We start from the raw sequence: 16,398 nt of genomic DNA on the forward strand, positions 1-16,398 counted from the left end.
CAAATTTTGAAAAAATCAATTCAATAATACAATACTTTCGCCTTAGAAACGGAAAGTCTAAACAGCTTCTTTGTCATTTTCCCGACTTTTACGTAACAATAAAAGGTTAATATTGATGCATTCATAAATTTGAAACTAATGCTAAAAATCGGAAAAAGGTTACTCATTGTCTATCTCACCATTTTTGTCATCTCACAAATATTGTCTTCTTGCTTTAACTTCAAAATGAGTCAAAAAGCAATAGATACTTCTTTCTCGGGTTTGAAGAACAAACCAATACAACATCAAATTGATGTACAAGGAATAAAAATGAATTATGCTGAAATTGGGAATGATAGCCTCCCAGTAGCTTTTTTTGTACATGGTTCTCCGGGTTCATGGACAGCCTTTATTGATTTCATGAAAGACACTTCTTTGTTGAAAAAAGTAAAAATGGTTTCGGTCGATAGAATTGGTTTTGGAGATTCAGATTTAGGTGAAGGTGAAAAATCTTTACAAAGGCAAGTAGCATTATTAAAACCGATTTTAGCCCATGAAAAACGTTTTGGAAAAAAAATTATCCTAATTGGGCATTCCTTAGGCGGCCCAATAATTGCCCGAATGGCGATGGATTATCCCGAATTGATTGATAACCTTATCATTGTAGCAGGTTCTATCTCGCCAGACTTGGAACCTAATGAGAAATGGTTTAGGATTCCGATGACATTTAAACCTATTAGTATTTTAATTCCTGCATCTTTTCGTGCTTCTAACGATGAAATCTTATATTTGAAACCAGAATTAGAAAAGATGTTACCTTTGTGGAAAAATATTCGCCAACCTGTTATCGTAATTCAAGGTGGAAAAGATATGTTGGTCAGTCTAAAGAACGCTGATTTTGCTGAGAAAATGTTGGTCAATTCAGCTAAAGTAGAGATTGTTAGGATAGATACCATGAATCATTTTGTGCCATGGTCACATCCATTTTTAATTAAGAATGCCATTTTAAAAGAGTTGTAAAAACAGCTTTGAGCAGTGAGATTTGAGCTATGAGTTTTACTAATACTGATGGCATGACTTGAAGTCATGCCATCAGTTCTATCCAATAAAGTCTAAAGCTCATCTCTCAAAGCTTATAGCTCAAAACTAAAAATATGAAATTAAGAGTAGGACAAGGCTATGATGTGCATCGCCTTGAAGAAGGACGAGTTTTTTGGTTAGGTGGTATCATCATTCCACATACGCACGGTGCTGTGGGGCATTCGGATGCTGATATTGTTTGTCATGTAATTTGTGATGCTTTATTGGGGGCTGCCAATATGCGAAATATAGGTTATCATTTTTCTGACAAAGACCCTCAATATAAAGGTGTTGATTCTAAGGTTTTAGTAAAAAGAGTACTAGAAATGATTCGTGAAGCAGGTTGGGAAGTAAACAATCTTGATGTAACAGTGATTTTACAAGAACCCAAACTGAATCCACATATTCCAGCGATGAAGACCTGCTTAGCAACTGTAATGAATATACCAGAAGAAGATTTAGCTATCAAGGCTACAACATCTGAACACATTGGCTTTGTAGGGCGTGGTGAAGGCATTGCAGCACAATGTGTGGCTTTGATTTGTAAGGAATAAATTGAATTGATTTGAAACTATTAAACAGAATAAAATACTGCCATAGACAACTATTTGTAAAAAAGTTTTATTTTTAATAAAAATTAATTTACGATGACAGAATCAACAATTAAGCCTCCACTTTCAAATGTTCAATTAGAGCTATTAAAACTCTATGCAACAGGTGTATCCGATGAAACATTATTAGAATTAAAGAGGACAATGGCAAAGTTTTTCTTGGATAAAGTGCGTCAATCAGCCGATAAAATTTGGGAAGATAAGGGATACACAGATGCTCAAATGCAAGCAGTAGATTAGCAGTATGAAGGTCGTATTAGATACAAATGTAATATTAAGAGCTATCTCAAGTAAATCTGAATATGCTATGCTGATTGATGAATTGTATATACAAAGCTACTCAGCATTGGTAAGTACAGAAATTCTATTGGAATATGAGGAAAAAATAACGCAATTTTTCAATAAGGATGTCGCTAAAAACTTCCTTGACTTCTTAATAATCTTACCAAATGTGGAAAAAGTTGAAGTATTCTTTCAACTTAATATCATTCAGTCTGATGCTGATGATAATAAATTTGTTGATTGTGCTTTTGTTGGAAATGCCCATTATATTGTAACTGACGACAAACATTTTAATATCCTAAAAAAGCTTGACTTCCCTAAAATACCTGTAATTACTGCGGAAAATTTTAAGCAATTATTAGCTTAAACAATTATTACTCTCTCTATTTCAAATATTAAGCAAAGCTTGACTTTAGCTATCAAGAGTATTCACCATGTAATAATACCCTTATTACTTCGTGATTTGTATTCTTTCTTATTCCTTGCAAACCAGCAAAACATTAATAAATACGCTGCCCAAAAGTCAGCAAATTATTATCTGGGTCAAGGATTGAAAACTCTTTTTGTCCCCAAGGTTTTGATGCTAAATGTCCTGCTGGATGAATGCTTGTTTTAGTGTCTAAAAACGTTTGGTACAACCTGTCAATATCATCTGTTCTGATATATACCTGACCATAGTTTTCTTTGGGATCAATTTCCTTAAACTCAAAAAAGTGTATTTGAATATCGTCTTTTTGTACCATCAAGTAGCCCTCAAAATCAGCACTACCAAATTCTTGAAAGCCTAATTGGTTTACATAAAAATCCCTTGTAATAGCTTTATTACGCATAGGAAGTTTCGGATTGATGTCGGTAAGCATATTTTTAATGGTTGAGTATTTGTGCTATTAGTACTTTAAAAGCTCCTTAAATAAGCTTTAAATGATATAAAGCTAATATTTTTTACCGTTTTTGTACTGCTTTACTATTAAAGTTTTTAAAATTGATTCACGAATAATCGTCAATGAACTTTTAGAAACTATAAGCAATCCACCTTGAAAAACATTGAATCTGTCTTTCAACATCTTGCCATCTCCTCTTTAAAATCTGCTCAATAGTATATTTTTCCTTAGGCTTTTTTTAAACAACCATTTTTTATTCCCAAAAGGGTAAAGATTAAAAGAACCATTCAACCCAAAACCACAAATATTAGCATTGTTAAATTTACCTTCATGATACATAAGTAATCAGGTAGGTAACTGGCTATTTGTAACAACTATTTTGCCCTAATTATCTACTCTGACATTTGCTAAATTTTATGCAAAAAAAATCCTTTTGGCACAAAGAAAAATATTTTCACTTAGTACCGAAGGAAATAGAAAGTTTTTAACGTCTAAGTTGGCAAATACTATAATCATTACAATTAACAAATTTAATTATGCAAACAAAATCAAAGCTAAAGCTAGCGTTAACTGAATTAACGTTATTGACAGTATTTGGGTTATTTATTGTAATTGCTTGTTCTAATTCTGAAACTGTAACACCAACAACTAATGACGATGTTGTTGTAGCTGTTGACCCTACTCTTTTTCTTGCATCAGGTTTAACAGAAAGTATCACTAAGGTGACCAGAACACTATCAGATGGGTCATCGGTAGAATGTTACAAAATTGTTACAAATAACACCCCTTCTGACCACGCTATGGGGCCGTGGTGTCCTACTAATATCAACGACGACGCAAGCAAAGGGGGAATATGGGCTAGTAATGGTAAATTGTATGACGTTGATGGAGCATTTGTTAAGAATCTAGCTACTTTTTATAATGATGCTGTCTGGAAATTGTATAATTCAGACGGCACAATAAAGGTTACAAATTCAAAGGCTTCCTGCGAGGCAGCCGCTCGACCAGATGTTGACCCTGCTTATAATAATTATTGTGTAGAATGCCAACCATCTTATGTAACGGGTATTAAAAAAACATTTTATATTCCTGTAAAACCAGTAAAACTAAGTTCAGCCGCTACTGCAAATGGTATGGGAGTAGTGATTGGTATCGCTTTCAATGGCGTAAATTTTGACCCTCCCGCTCCAGTATCAGCCATTCTTGGTGCCCATACCTTAGCTCCATTTGATGATGCCGGAGGGCATGTAAACACTCATTCTGGTTACCACTATCATGCTGCCACGGGCAAAAGCAAAACCGTTGCTCAAAGTGATGGACACGCTGCCATGATTGGCTACGTTATAGACGGCTACGGCTTATTTGAAAACTTAGACCCTTCAACTGGAAAAGCATATACCGATTTAGATGCCTCGGGTGGTCATTACGATTCAAAAAGAGGTTATCACTATCATGCCAATGCAGCTGGTTCTAATAGTTTTATTAATAGTTTCAGAGGAGCTCAGGGTTCTATGACAATTAGTTTGTAGTTTTTTCATAATAATAATCTATGACCTTTCTTAAATGGAGGTCATAGATAGTCTAACTTTTTTCTGATGCGAAAATTAATTTTGCTCTCCCTATTTTTTTTAGGGTCACTTCTTTCTTTTGCTCATAATCCTCAGATTTCTTCTGTGGCATTAGTACAAAGCCAAGGTAACAAATGGCATCTTATTGTAAGTTGCAGTTTGGGTGCGTATGAAATTGAGCTTAAAAATAACCATCCTGCCCTTGCTTTGGATAGGATGAATGCTAATGAGTTTCAAAAAATGTTTATCGAACATTTAATTGCGAAAATAAACATCACTGCCAACAAGGAATATACGGGGATTCTGAAAAATGCAAAAGTAATTTTAGGGCATCAAACCGATGTGAATTTTGAGGTAGAAGGATTACCCGAAAAACTGACTAACTTACAAATAGAACAGTCTGGTTTTGAAACGCTTAAAGACCATTATTGTATTTTGAAAGTAATAACACTGGCAAAAGAGTCACAGAATTTTATCTTAGAAAAAAACAATGATTATTCTATTACCCTAGCCTACAACAATCATGTTTTTACAGAAAAGCAAGGTAAAAAAAGTAATTATTGGCTATTAATTTTTCCTATATTAACAGTCTTTGCATTCATATATTTTAGCATCAAAAAAAAGACTTTAGACAGTGTGACTACGTAGTAATTACGCCCGACACAATGACGTAGTATTGATGGCTGTAAGCTTATTTTAATTGTTTAATGCAAAGCTAAAATATTGTTTGAATGGGTATTTGGAGGCGGAAGCTACAGGCTATTTATTGTTACAAGTAGTGAAAAGAATTAGAACAGCGAGGGATACTCTTATCATCTTCTTTTTATTCATTTTCAGTGTTTTTTTACTTTCGCTCTTTTTCTATACTGCTTGTTTTTATTTGAATCTACGATTGTCGTAATACTATCGTTCTCAATAATTGCATGAAGCGTTCCGTCTGGATTTACAATTGCTTTGGTATTACCATTACCAATAATAATGGTTTGCGTTCCATCAGGATTCTCGATTGTTTTAATAGTCCCGTTGCCAATAACTGTGGGTTGTCTCCTTTGTGGTTTCGTTATTGTTTTAGTAATAGCGTTGTCGTTGTCAATAAGCGTAGAATGCGTTCCATCAGGATTCACTATTGTCTTGATATTACCTTCGCCAACAACTTGAGAATGCGTTCCATTAGGATTAACAATTATTTTAGTACCACCATTGTCAATAAGTATTGAATGCGTACCGTCTGGATTTACGATAACCTTGTGAGTTTGTGAATATCCTTCAAATGCAAATACCCCAAACAAAATGATTAATATTTTTTTCATAGTCGTTTTTATTGTAAAACTTAAGCATTAAAACTAAGGCAAACACATCAATACGTGAATACTTTATAACCACTTTTTCATTGCCATTATATACGTCTCCACGAATAATTTAAACTATCTTAACAAATTTCGAGCGGGACGCTCTTCTATGTTTTAGGTTTTAGGAGAGCCTAAGACCAGTTGGAGAGAATTGAATTGTTCACAAAATTTATCATAAGACTCTGCTATTTCCTTTATTGAGGTATTTTTTTCATAGCGATTATCAAAAACCCAATTGATTAATTTCTCATTAACTTCTTTTTTAACAATAACTTCCCCTGCTGTATTTTCAGACCGCAAAAAAGGAGATATCATCTTGGGATACCCTAAAGGAATATAACGAATGTTAGAATCTAAGTAGTAAAGAATCTCACGAACATAACGTTTGTGAGATTCTTCTTCTAACCTTAGCTTTTCAAAGTCTTTATGGCAAGGGATAACAACTCTTGCAGAAGAAAGGTCACGCTTAAACGATAGTTTCAATATTTCAGTGTAATTACTATCATCCTCAATAGGAAAAACCTTCTCATGCTTGAATATATTTAGACCACTAATTATAGCGTCAGGTGAAAAATTTATTGAAAATGACGTAAAAGTATTTTTCAATTTGAAAAGTAAGAAAAATATTAGTTTAGATGCAATGCTATTACCGCTAACTTTAATCTCCAATTCATCATTTTGTAAATTCAAAATTTCAGGAGCATTACGATAAACACTTGTATCATGATTATAAACTACCTTAATTTTATTTGTACTTGATATAAGTTCCTTCATTGTAAAAAGCCTTTCATCTTCCAATCTAACTTTAAAATCTTCCCACTGATTAAATGATTTTATATCAATTTTTTTACAAATTTCAGAATCTGCATAATAATGCAAAAACATACTTCCTTTTGATTTACTTATATCAGTTTTAAAAATATTATTGAACTGCTTAGTCATTATTCTAAATGCTGCTATCAACCAATTATCATGAAGTTTGTATAAATATTCTGATTTGATTTTATTCCTATTTAAAGTCAACACTTCTGAAGCTTTTTCTTTGTGGATGTTTACATCAAATCCTATAAAATCAAAATTTAAGTTATAATCAACTTTTTGATTTTTGTAATATACATCATTTGTCCACCTGTTTACTACAGATTCTTCTTCGTCGCTGTATATACTCATTTCAAGTGAAGTTTCATCATCAAAATAATCAAATTGTGGACTTGTTGTATTTTCTTTTAATTTAATATCATCCCCATTTAAAGACAAATAAACAGGTATTGAACTTTTACTTGCAAAATCAAATATTTCGTCAAGAATTCTACCTATTTCAATATCAAACGAATCATAGGAAAATGGGTCAAAGTTTTTTACAATTCTATAAGTATTTTTATGATTGAGGCTTACCGAGTAATTATCTGGAATAACCTGTGTTTTGTGGGTAAAAATAATCTTAGAGCCTGGTTTGACTGAATGATTGGTCTTTTCTTTTTTTATTAAAATATTTCCTCCCTTAGAAGAATTAGGACTATTTAGTTCAATGATTTGAAATTCTTCATTTGAAAAGCTTTTAGTTTCAATAGTGACTAAGTCTGTTAACATGAATATACTTTGAAAACCAATACCAAATGTTCCCGATGGTCTCATCCAAAAAGGCATACTTTCAATAATTCTCGTTTTCTCATGGTTTTTTGAAGAACTCCCTGTATTCATTAAAAATTTCAAATCATTATCTGAAATACCTATACCATTATCTTTGATTTTTATTTCCCAATTCTTATAAGCACCAACTAATCCAACTTCTCTAATTTCAATACAAATAGAATAATTCTTAACCATATCTAAAAAATCAGCACTATTGGGGTAAGAAAAATCGCTCACTGCACTATGTTCAAGCCAGATTCTTAGTAAAGTAGCATCTACAGCATTCTGTAAAACCTCACGTACACATTGATATGCACCATCATAAATTCCTGCTCCTTGAAGAAGTGCTAATGCCTTGTCTGTATCAACTGTAAATTGAGGTTTTTTTTTTCCATCTATCAATTCATAGTCTTTTAGTTTCACTTCTAAAGTACCTATTGTTGGTAAATATCCTAATTCTTTTGATGGTACAATTCTATTCCAGCTAATCATTTGACTCTTTATTTCAGAATCTAAATAATTAAACCAATGTTGTGTAATACTTGCGACTTCATAGTCTTTACAATGTGCTGAAATTTCAATTCTTTCTCTATCAACTCTAAAATGTTTAATTGATAAATGTTTTGCTTTATGATTTAATGTGTCTATTGGGATTTTTGTCAGAGTACTCAAAATAACCTCCGAAAATCTGTTGTTATCTAAATCAAGTAAATCTCCAATTCTTAATAAACAAGCAATAAACCTTGGATGAGCATCTTCAGTATCAATACCAACCTCACAAAATGGTAATGCCATAACATCCGTAAAATCTTTAGTATGAGATGAACAGATGTTAGAAAGAATTTCAATTATCCTTTGAGGGATGACACCCCTTGGTGATAATAATTGAAACTCACTTGTTGGATTGTTAATTATATGTTTAGATCTATCAGCATGATTCCATCTGAAAAATTCAGCAAGAATATATTTAACAGCATCGTTTGTTTCAAGATTGAATACGTCTGACTTTAATCTAATTTTATTTTCAATAATATTAAATTGGCACGCAAAAGGGTAAAGTCCACTTTTTGTATCATCAATAATCTCTTTAAAAAATTCAATAAACTCAATTGAATTAAGTGCTTGAATCATCTTCTCACTTGATACAACCATCCCAATATCATGATTGTATGATGCCTCTAACATTAACCAAATGTCAATTGCTGATAGTTTAGTAAAATTTTCTTTTCCTATCACTCTTGCAATATTATTGATAATAGTTATAGAGTGAGATTCATCGTGAAGACTATAATGTGGAAAAAGATTTGAAACCGCTTGAAGTGCTACAGGAATAACTTTTTTATCATAATTCCATTGAGCAAATAGAATTGAACTTTGAGTATCTTTTGTTTTTTCATACAAAAGGTCTTCGAGAAATTTTATCATTTTTTTAGATATTTATTATAATTATTATTCCACAAGTCTAAGTATTAAGAGATTTTCATTGATAGCATGATTTCAAGTCATGCCCCCAGTATTTTTGGGCTATTCCGCTTGCCTAAAACAAACATACAAATAATTATCAATCACCTCCCCGTTTTTAATAGATGCTTTTGTTTGAATACTTTCTAATTGATAGCCTGCTTTTTCTAATACCCGCATAGAGGCTTTGTTGTATTCAAATATTCCTGCCCAAATTCTGATGATTTCAGGAAAGTTTTTAAATACATAATCGGTCATTGCTTTTACCGCTTCAGACATTATTCCTTTGCCCCAATGGGCTTCGCCTAACCAATAGCCAATCTCGGCACTGATACGATAAATATCGTTGCCCACTATAATACCAATTCCTCCTACTACTTTGCCGTCAATTACAATCGCTAAAGTGTTAATAGGCTTAGTTAACTTTTTGTTTGCATCCACCCACCAAACTGCATCATCGTACGTATATGGATGCGGAAAGGAATCACGGACATTATTAAATATCTTGATATTATTAGCATGACTCACTAATGATGCTTCGTCCCCATCTTGAAAAGGACGTAATGAAAAAGCTTTGCTTTGGTAAATGTATTTTCCCTCTTCGTTCATACAGAATATTTAGAAGCTGTTTAAACTTTCCCTTTCGGGTTAAACTAAGTCTTTTAGAATAGCTTGTTCCAAAATTTACTCAACGTAGCGATGCTATGCTTCCCAAATTTTGAAAAAATCAATTCAAAAATACAATACTTTCACCTTAGAAACGGAAAGTTTAAACAGCTTCTTAATAAAAAGCTCATCCCTCAGAGCTCAATGCTTATCGCTATTTTAAAAGTGCAACCTCAACTGTACTTTTACTTCTGAGCGATGTGATGCTAAAATTTCTTCTAATCCTGAGCCAAAAGTGGCATCATCTCCTAATAAATCTGTCCTCGCCCAGCGAACCCAAGCATCTACATTTCGACTGACTTTGTATTTTGCCAAGAGATAATGTCGAAAACCATGTTGATAATAAGCAGGAAAAGAAAAAGCATAGAGAACATCCTGCTCATAAAAATATTGTCGGTTATCATAATCATCCGTGTTGAAATAGGCAATCCTACCAGATAATGATAACCGTCCTAAATCTGCATTTACGTCCTGTGCAATAGCAAAACCCTTTGTCAAGCTTTGTCCTTCAAACTGAAAAGTACTGAAAGATGCCCTCGTCTGAAACTCCCATGTTTTAGACATCCTGTAGTTTATATTCGCCAATAATGCTCTTTTACTTCTTTCTCTTACTACGGTAATTTCTCTGGTTTTTTCCTTGCCTTTATCCAGATAGGTTTCTGTAATTTTGGTATTCTCTTCTTTGTTCTCTTGCCTGAATTGTAAATAGGCTTGTAGTTTTTTAAAAGGCTGAAAAGTGATTCTTCCTAAATAATCAAAACCCGTAGTCGGTTGTTTATCGACGAGGTATCTATACCAAGGAAAGTAAAAATAATCGAAATAAGCCGAGGCCGACCACTTTTTATTAAATGAATGTTTTATCCCTGCATAGATACCTCGTTCATTGATATTGCGGGAATTTTCGGAAAAACCATTACCATAAAAACTATGAAAATCTTTATCATAATTTCTTAATAAAACCGATATATCAGTCCGATTACTTAGGCTTGCTAAAACGCCCGTTACAGCACCAATACCACCACTTGTCGAGCGAGCGGCCTCTCCAAAAAAATTATAATTCTGATAATTATAACTCCAATGAAGACCAGTCAAAAGATTCTCTTTCCCAGAAAATTCGTATTGATTATATGCCTTATCAGCTTTTACAAGTGGTAAACTAAAATTGGTTTTCAATAAAGTAATCCCAGCTTGAAAAGTATTCGTTTTGTTATTGAAGGTAATATCTCCCCCAAAGTTTTCTTCCATCAACGACCTTTTATCAGCAATTTCAGAAGATGTTCTATGCAAACCTGCTGTTTGTAATGAAGTAACATAATTGGCATTTGTATTTTTATCTAAAGCCAAATTCGCATCACGATTTACTCGGGAATAAAAACCTGTCATTTCAAAAGCTTTGAATTGATAAGTAGCCGCACCTCCTCTGAAGAAATTGCTTTCCATAACAGATGTATAAGGACGAACGCCTAAATGATTCCTACGGGTGGTAAGTACTGTTTCTGAGCCCTTCCCTAAATAGAAGCCCGCAGCGGCAATCAATCCTTGACCAAACTGCAATTGATAGTCGCCCAAGTTAATATTTTTCCAATGCCCTTTATTTTGAATTTGAAAGTGAAAGGAGGTAAAATCGGTCAACTGACTTTCGCCTTCGTCTTTTTCCACAGTAAAGCCAGCACTAAAATTCTTTGGCAAAGACACTTTATACCGAGCATACAATTTCATAGGCGAACCTTCATAACGCACTTTACTGCGTGAATCAGGCTCAGTAAAGCCTTTCTTTGTTTCTACATATTGAGTATATCTAAGCAATAAGTATTGATTAGCTTTTTGCCAACTGTTTTGAAAGTCTTTAATCGATAGTCCATCGGCTTTTACTGTAACGAAAGGGATGAATTTATAAATAGTCGCTAAATCAAAATCTGGAATGGCTTGTAATTCATAAATAGACAGGAATTTTCCTGCTTTATCACGGTAGTTAAAGAAGGAATTCAGTTGTTTTTCAGAAAGTATGTACAAAGAAGCGAGCTCGGAACGAGAAACAGTATTTAAATCCAGTGGACTCAGATAATTCTGGTAAAGAGATTCAAACAAGTCTTCAGAAATACCATCAACGGGGTTGCCCATGATTTCCTGAATAAGGTTTCGTATATTATTTTCTTTAGTAGAATAATCCTGAGCATTTACATGAGCATAACAAAGAATGCTGATGAGCAGGAGTAGATATTTTTTCATAATAAACCGTTAAAGTGCAGTACAAAAAAATGATGCTCTGAGTAATCATTCTCAAAAGCATCATTTAAAGGACTTTATACCAACAATTTAAATATTTTTAATGAAATTTTCTAGCAACTACTTCTAAAAAATCATTAGCTTCTTCAGCAACCGAAATCCAATTGTATTTAGGCGCTAAATATTTATTCATATAATTTTTAGCATCCGAAAGATTGCTACAAGCATCTATTTTATCAATGGCATTGCTATATGCATTGATGTCACCATCAAATAATTTACCAATAAAAACGAATTTTTGATTTAGACTTACCCCATCGGCAATGCTTTTAATAGGACGATTGAAAGCTAAATCAGCCAAAGGTGTTCCCCCCGCTACGTTATCTCTCTTCAATAAATCATTAACCGTTGGTAAATCTCCTACGAAGGTATCATTTAGGCGATCTAAGCCTGGCAATTTCATCTCCGCAGGCGTACCTTTTCTATCTATTTCAGCTTGAATTTTATCAACAGTTGGTAACGGAGCGTTTTCATCATCTAACTCATCTTCAATATCAAAAAAAGATTGTGATGCCGCTTTCTTAACAGGAATTTCTTCCACAAGTCTCGCCGAAGCTTTTATAAAATCTTCTTTTTTGAAAGGTACTTTAGCGGATAACGTTTCAAAATACTTATCAACATTTTCAAACGCTACGTTGTCGCTAATTTCATTCAGCCAATTCAACGCAACAGTTACATATACCTTATCATCATTGCCCATTTTCTCGGTCATTGATTTAGCAATGTGGCTGTTAATCTTGGTATATTTTGCGAGTTGTGCTAGACGTTCTTTAGTAAGTGTAAATTCTGGAGAATCTCTTACAAAATCATCAAAGTATTTACTTGGATCAAGTAATAAAATAATGGTTTTTACAACAGCTTTCGATAACATCGGTTCAAAATGTTCTCGTTTCACCATGATATTTTGTGAAGCCGTATTCATGAAAGTCTTCAAGGCAGCTTTAACGTCGTCACTATCAAAATTAAAGTAAGGACTTTTAAAGGCTTCTGTATCAGCTTTCCATTTCTCAAACAAATCGCTTACAACAAACATATTCACTTGGGCAACATTGCTAAGTTTTAAAATTTGTTGTCCATTGATTGTGGCAGTTCTATTAAAAAAGTCATCACAAACTTGGTTAGCATATTTTTGTCCATAATTTTCGATTGCCGAAAAGTCTAACTTCATGATTTCTTAGAGGGTCTTTTTAAATCTATTTGAGATACCGTAATAAAATAATACTACTTATTAGCAAAGTTAATGTATTAATGAATCAGAAAGAAGGGAGATTACATGAATCAAAATAAATCGTTACTAATAAGCATTTTAGCTAAATAATCGCAAAAATTGAACCAAAGATTTACAATAACTATCAATAGGTGAATTAATTATACTATTGAAAATGGTTCATCAGTACACCCACTCTTGGTAACGATTATGTAAATTGCAATAATTCGTTCACATATTACGCTTTTTTGATACAGAAAATTGTGTTTTAAATAGCTAAATAACCCAAATTATGGAATTAATTAAACCTCTACTAAAAGGAATACTATATGTGGTATTAGGAATGATTGTTTTAATTTTATCATTCTTATTTATTTTACCAATGTTTACGAGTCATAAAGCAAAATTTGAGATTAATCCTATTAATGGACAATATGTATTTGAGCATACTTTCCCTGAGCATGATAATTACACCTACATTGCTGTAGCAATAGAAGGGGAAATAAGCGAAGATACCGACATTTTAATGTCCAACACTACAAACGTAATTAAACTTTCTAAAAGTACTGATATCGATACAGTTTACCGAGGTGATTACTATGCCAATGATGTTAAATTAACCTTCAAATTCAATAAAAAGTGTAAAGGCAATTTAAAAGGTACAGTTTGGGTCAGTTTTATCCCATGAAACAAGCAATAAAAAAAGCCCGAAGAAATAAATTTTCTCGGGCTTTTTTATTGAAATAATTTCTTATTAGCTAATCTCTAGCTTTTCGCAAGCCTTCATAGCTGCTGTTTGCTCTGCTTTCTTTTTGGAATATCCCTGCCCTATCGAAAAGGCTTCTTCATTCACAAAAATAGTTGCTGTAAATTCTTTATTATGTTTTGAACCCTCTTCGATGATTTCAAACCTAATAGGTTTGCCTTCGCGCTGAGCCCATTCTATGACGATTGATTTAAAATTAGGATTATTTTGTACAACTGTCTCAATATCAAAATGCTGCGTAAGTATTTTTTTGATAATGAACGACCTTGTAAAACGAAAACCCTTGTCTAAGTAAATGGCTCCGATTAACGCTTCTAATGCATCGCCATACATTGATGTTCTGGTAAGTACGGTTTTACGGTTACCATCATATTCAACAAGCCTATCCAGACCAATTTTTCTAGCTACTACATTCAAAGATTCACGACTAACCATTCTCGAACGAATTTCGGTTAAAAAACCTTCGTCTTTAAAAGGGAATTTTTTAAACAAATATTCTGCTGTAATCATCCCTAATACTGAGTCTCCTAGAAATTCAAGTCTTTCATTAGAATCCTTGTAACCTTTAGCGATTGTTTCTTTGGATACCGAAGAGTGCATAAAAGCTAATCGATACAGCATTAAATTCGAGGGATTCTCCCCGATAATATGTTCTACTGCATTTTTTAACTTCTTGTCTTTAGGATCACTTGAAAAAAAATCAATAATTGGTGATAGCATATTTCTAAAATGATAATTGATAGTTAAAACCTAATAGCTAAAGCTGATTGAATGAGATTGCAACATTAATAAAAAAATTTGACTTCGCCTTAACTACTATCAATTATCCCCTATTCCCCTATCAACTAAAAACTATATTTTTTTGAATATAACCGTAGCATTATGACCTCCAAAGCCAAATCCATTACTTAAAACAACATCTATTTTTCTTTCTTGAGCTTTATTCAAAGTCAAATTTAAACGATTGTCAACTTCTGGATCTTCCGTAAAATGGTTAATCGTTGGAGGTACAAGTTGATGCTGTATTGCTAAGATTGAAGCCACGGCTTCGATAGCACCTGCTCCACCTAATAAGTGACCAGTCATAGATTTTGTCGAGCTTATGTTCATTTTATAAGCATGCTCTCCAAATAAATCTACAATTGCTTTCAACTCTTGTGGGTCACCAAGAGGGGTAGATGTACCATGTGTATTGATATAATCTACTTCTTCTGGTTGGATTCCAGCATCATCAAGGGCATCTTTCATCGAAAGTAATGCTCCATAACCATCTGGGTGTGGTGCGGTAATATGGTAAGCATCAGAAGAGAACCCTCCGCCGATTAACTCAGCATAAATTTTTGCTCCACGAGCAACCGCATGGTCATAATCTTCTAAGATTAATGCTCCTGCACCTTCACCTACTACAAAACCGTCACGATCTTTATCATAAGGACGTGAAGCTGTTTTAGGGTCATCATTGCGTTCAGACATCGCACGCATGGCTGTAAAACCACCCACACTGGCAATCGTTACTGCTGCTTCAGAGCCGCCAGTCACACAAATATTAATACGCCCTAATCTGATATAATTAAAAGCATCAATAATCGCATTATTGGCAGATGAACAAGCCGAAACAGTTACGTAGTTTGGTCCACGGAAACCATGACGAATTGAAATATTACCCGATGCTGAATCGGCAATCATTTTTGGAATAAAGAAAGGATTGATTTTTGGCGTGCCATCCCCTTTTCCGAAGTAAATCATTTCTTCTTCAAAAGTTTTTAAGCCTCCGATACCAGAACCCCAAATTACCCCTACTTTATTTTTATCTATATTTTCAAGGTCAAGTCCTGAATCTACAATAGCTTCATCAGCCGCAACTACTGCATATTGAGTAAACTGATCCATCCGACGAGCATCTTGGCGAGGAATAAATTTTGTAACATCAAAGTTTTTCAATTCGCAAGCAAAGCGAGTACGAAATTTTGAAGCATCAAATTTTGTGATATTATCGCAACCACTGACTCCATTTTTTAGTCCATCCCAATATTCTGGTACAGTATTTCCGATAGGAGTCAAAGCACCTATTCCCGTTACGACTACTCTTTTAAAACTCTTCATGAGAAAAATAAAATTTAACTAAGTATTAGATAAAAGATGATAGATGAAATTAGAGGAAAAAATACCATCCAATTTATCTGTTTTGAACACTTCTTAATCTTTAACTCCTTTGGCTTTTATCTAAGCATATAAATTAATACTCAAATTTGAGCATAATTAACCTGAAAATCAATAAAAATGTGCTAATCTGTCATAAAACTATAGTTCAGGTAGAATCAATAATTTTACTTTCAAATTAGCACATAAAGAAGTTCAGATTACTTGGCGTTTTCTTCAAGATATGTGATTGCCTGACCAACTGTTTGGATATTTTCAGCTTGATCATCAGGAATAGAAACGTTAAATTCCTTTTCGAATTCCATGATTAATTCTACTGTATCCAATGAGTCTGCACCCAAATCATTTGTGAATGAAGCCTCTGGAGTAACTTCTGCTGCGTCAACGCCCAACTTCTCGACGATAATGCCTTTTACTTTTTCTGCAATGTCTGCCATTTTTAGAACGATTTTTGGTTAGAAAAACGGTGC

16 protein-coding genes are annotated in these 16,398 nt (G+C 33.4%); 7 read left to right on the top strand and 9 right to left on the bottom strand.

Annotated elements, in window-relative coordinates; translation table 11 throughout:
• Positions 1–225 precede the first annotated feature (225 nt).
• The 4 genes from VB264_RS02165 to VB264_RS02180 all read left to right on the top strand — a co-directional run bounded on the left by VB264_RS02165 (position 226) and on the right by VB264_RS02180 (position 2,319).
• Entirely contained in the window at positions 226–999 is a 774-nt protein-coding gene (locus VB264_RS02165) for an alpha/beta fold hydrolase (protein WP_323246363.1), read from the top strand.
• Between the two features lie 134 nt (positions 1,000–1,133).
• On the top strand, positions 1,134–1,613 hold the full coding sequence (gene ispF, locus VB264_RS02170) for a 2-C-methyl-D-erythritol 2,4-cyclodiphosphate synthase (RefSeq protein WP_323246365.1): 480 nt from the start codon (positions 1,134–1,136) through the stop codon (positions 1,611–1,613).
• 93 nt (positions 1,614–1,706) lie between these two features.
• Positions 1,707–1,910: a hypothetical protein gene (locus VB264_RS02175; RefSeq protein WP_309912831.1), complete on the top strand. Its 204-nt coding sequence runs from the start codon at positions 1,707–1,709 to the stop codon at positions 1,908–1,910.
• 4 nt (positions 1,911–1,914) lie between these two features.
• Positions 1,915–2,319, top strand: a complete 405-nt coding sequence (locus VB264_RS02180) for a putative toxin-antitoxin system toxin component, PIN family (protein ID WP_309912833.1) — start codon at positions 1,915–1,917, stop codon at positions 2,317–2,319.
• 133 nt (positions 2,320–2,452) lie between these two features.
• Here the strand turns inward: VB264_RS02180 and VB264_RS02185 are convergent, their stop codons facing one another.
• A complete protein-coding gene (locus VB264_RS02185; protein ID WP_323246367.1) occupies positions 2,453–2,812 on the bottom strand; it encodes a bleomycin resistance protein in 360 nt (119 codons plus the stop codon).
• A 557-nt stretch (positions 2,813–3,369) separates the two neighbouring features.
• Between VB264_RS02185 and VB264_RS02190 the strand changes: the two genes are divergently transcribed.
• Positions 3,370–4,362 carry a YHYH protein gene (locus tag VB264_RS02190; protein WP_323246369.1) on the top strand — a complete coding sequence of 331 codons (993 nt, stop codon included), beginning with the start codon at positions 3,370–3,372 and terminating at the stop codon, positions 4,360–4,362.
• Positions 4,363–4,428: 66 nt separating this feature from the next.
• On the top strand, positions 4,429–5,049 hold the full coding sequence (locus VB264_RS02195) for a hypothetical protein (RefSeq protein ID WP_323246371.1): 621 nt from the start codon (positions 4,429–4,431) through the stop codon (positions 5,047–5,049).
• Between the two features lie 185 nt (positions 5,050–5,234).
• Here the strand turns inward: VB264_RS02195 and VB264_RS02200 are convergent, their stop codons facing one another.
• The 5 genes from VB264_RS02200 to VB264_RS02220 form a co-directional block, all read right to left on the bottom strand.
• Positions 5,235–5,711, bottom strand: a complete 477-nt coding sequence (locus VB264_RS02200; protein ID WP_323246373.1) for a hypothetical protein — start codon at positions 5,709–5,711, stop codon at positions 5,235–5,237.
• Positions 5,712–5,864: 153 nt separating this feature from the next.
• A complete protein-coding gene (locus VB264_RS02205) occupies positions 5,865–8,807 on the bottom strand; it encodes an HD domain-containing protein (RefSeq protein WP_323246375.1) in 2,943 nt (980 codons plus the stop codon).
• Between the two features lie 99 nt (positions 8,808–8,906).
• Positions 8,907–9,452, bottom strand: a complete 546-nt coding sequence (locus VB264_RS02210) for a GNAT family N-acetyltransferase (RefSeq protein WP_323246377.1) — start codon at positions 9,450–9,452, stop codon at positions 8,907–8,909.
• A gap of 216 nt (positions 9,453–9,668) precedes the next feature.
• A complete protein-coding gene (locus tag VB264_RS02215; protein ID WP_323246379.1) occupies positions 9,669–11,738 on the bottom strand; it encodes a ComEA family DNA-binding protein in 2,070 nt (689 codons plus the stop codon).
• 97 nt (positions 11,739–11,835) lie between these two features.
• On the bottom strand, positions 11,836–12,963 hold the full coding sequence (locus tag VB264_RS02220) for a hypothetical protein (RefSeq protein ID WP_323246381.1): 1,128 nt from the start codon (positions 12,961–12,963) through the stop codon (positions 11,836–11,838).
• Positions 12,964–13,294: 331 nt separating this feature from the next.
• On the opposite strand from VB264_RS02220, the gene VB264_RS02225 reads away from it, so the two are divergent.
• Positions 13,295–13,690, top strand: a complete 396-nt coding sequence (locus tag VB264_RS02225; RefSeq protein ID WP_323246383.1) for a hypothetical protein — start codon at positions 13,295–13,297, stop codon at positions 13,688–13,690.
• Between the two features lie 66 nt (positions 13,691–13,756).
• Here the strand turns inward: VB264_RS02225 and rnc are convergent, their stop codons facing one another.
• The 3 genes from rnc to VB264_RS02240 form a co-directional block, all read right to left on the bottom strand.
• On the bottom strand, positions 13,757–14,488 hold the full coding sequence (gene rnc / locus VB264_RS02230) for a ribonuclease III (protein ID WP_184128894.1): 732 nt from the start codon (positions 14,486–14,488) through the stop codon (positions 13,757–13,759).
• 132 nt (positions 14,489–14,620) lie between these two features.
• A complete protein-coding gene (gene fabF / locus VB264_RS02235) occupies positions 14,621–15,871 on the bottom strand; it encodes a beta-ketoacyl-ACP synthase II (protein ID WP_309912862.1) in 1,251 nt (416 codons plus the stop codon).
• Positions 15,872–16,128: 257 nt separating this feature from the next.
• Positions 16,129–16,365 carry an acyl carrier protein gene (locus tag VB264_RS02240; protein ID WP_184128888.1) on the bottom strand — a complete coding sequence of 79 codons (237 nt, stop codon included), beginning with the start codon at positions 16,363–16,365 and terminating at the stop codon, positions 16,129–16,131.
• Positions 16,366–16,398 lie beyond the last annotated feature (33 nt).

This window comes from Arcicella aquatica (genome assembly GCF_034928825.1).
GTDB lineage: Bacteria > Bacteroidota > Bacteroidia > Cytophagales > Spirosomataceae > Arcicella > Arcicella aquatica.

Excerpts from the sequence above, each read along its gene's own strand:
- ispF (WP_323246365.1), top strand. The coding sequence starts at position 1,134 with ATGAAATTAAGAGTAGGACAAGGCTATGATGTGCATCGCCTTGAAGAA.
- VB264_RS02195 (WP_323246371.1), top strand. The coding sequence starts at position 4,429 with ATGCGAAAATTAATTTTGCTCTCCCTATTTTTTTTAGGGTCACTTCTT.
- fabF (WP_309912862.1), bottom strand. The coding sequence starts at position 15,871 with ATGAAGAGTTTTAAAAGAGTAGTCGTAACGGGAATAGGTGCTTTGACT.
- VB264_RS02240 (WP_184128888.1), bottom strand. The coding sequence starts at position 16,365 with ATGGCAGACATTGCAGAAAAAGTAAAAGGCATTATCGTCGAGAAGTTG.
- VB264_RS02220 (WP_323246381.1), bottom strand. The coding sequence starts at position 12,963 with ATGAAGTTAGACTTTTCGGCAATCGAAAATTATGGACAAAAATATGCT.
- VB264_RS02185 (WP_323246367.1), bottom strand. The coding sequence starts at position 2,812 with ATGCTTACCGACATCAATCCGAAACTTCCTATGCGTAATAAAGCTATT.
- VB264_RS02175 (WP_309912831.1), top strand. The coding sequence starts at position 1,707 with ATGACAGAATCAACAATTAAGCCTCCACTTTCAAATGTTCAATTAGAG.
- VB264_RS02180 (WP_309912833.1), top strand. The coding sequence starts at position 1,915 with ATGAAGGTCGTATTAGATACAAATGTAATATTAAGAGCTATCTCAAGT.
- VB264_RS02200 (WP_323246373.1), bottom strand. The coding sequence starts at position 5,711 with ATGAAAAAAATATTAATCATTTTGTTTGGGGTATTTGCATTTGAAGGA.
- VB264_RS02225 (WP_323246383.1), top strand. The coding sequence starts at position 13,295 with ATGGAATTAATTAAACCTCTACTAAAAGGAATACTATATGTGGTATTA.
- VB264_RS02205 (WP_323246375.1), bottom strand. The coding sequence starts at position 8,807 with ATGATAAAATTTCTCGAAGACCTTTTGTATGAAAAAACAAAAGATACT.
- VB264_RS02165 (WP_323246363.1), top strand. The coding sequence starts at position 226 with ATGAGTCAAAAAGCAATAGATACTTCTTTCTCGGGTTTGAAGAACAAA.
- VB264_RS02190 (WP_323246369.1), top strand. The coding sequence starts at position 3,370 with ATGCAAACAAAATCAAAGCTAAAGCTAGCGTTAACTGAATTAACGTTA.
- rnc (WP_184128894.1), bottom strand. The coding sequence starts at position 14,488 with ATGCTATCACCAATTATTGATTTTTTTTCAAGTGATCCTAAAGACAAG.
- VB264_RS02210 (WP_323246377.1), bottom strand. The coding sequence starts at position 9,452 with ATGAACGAAGAGGGAAAATACATTTACCAAAGCAAAGCTTTTTCATTA.
- VB264_RS02215 (WP_323246379.1), bottom strand. The coding sequence starts at position 11,738 with ATGAAAAAATATCTACTCCTGCTCATCAGCATTCTTTGTTATGCTCAT.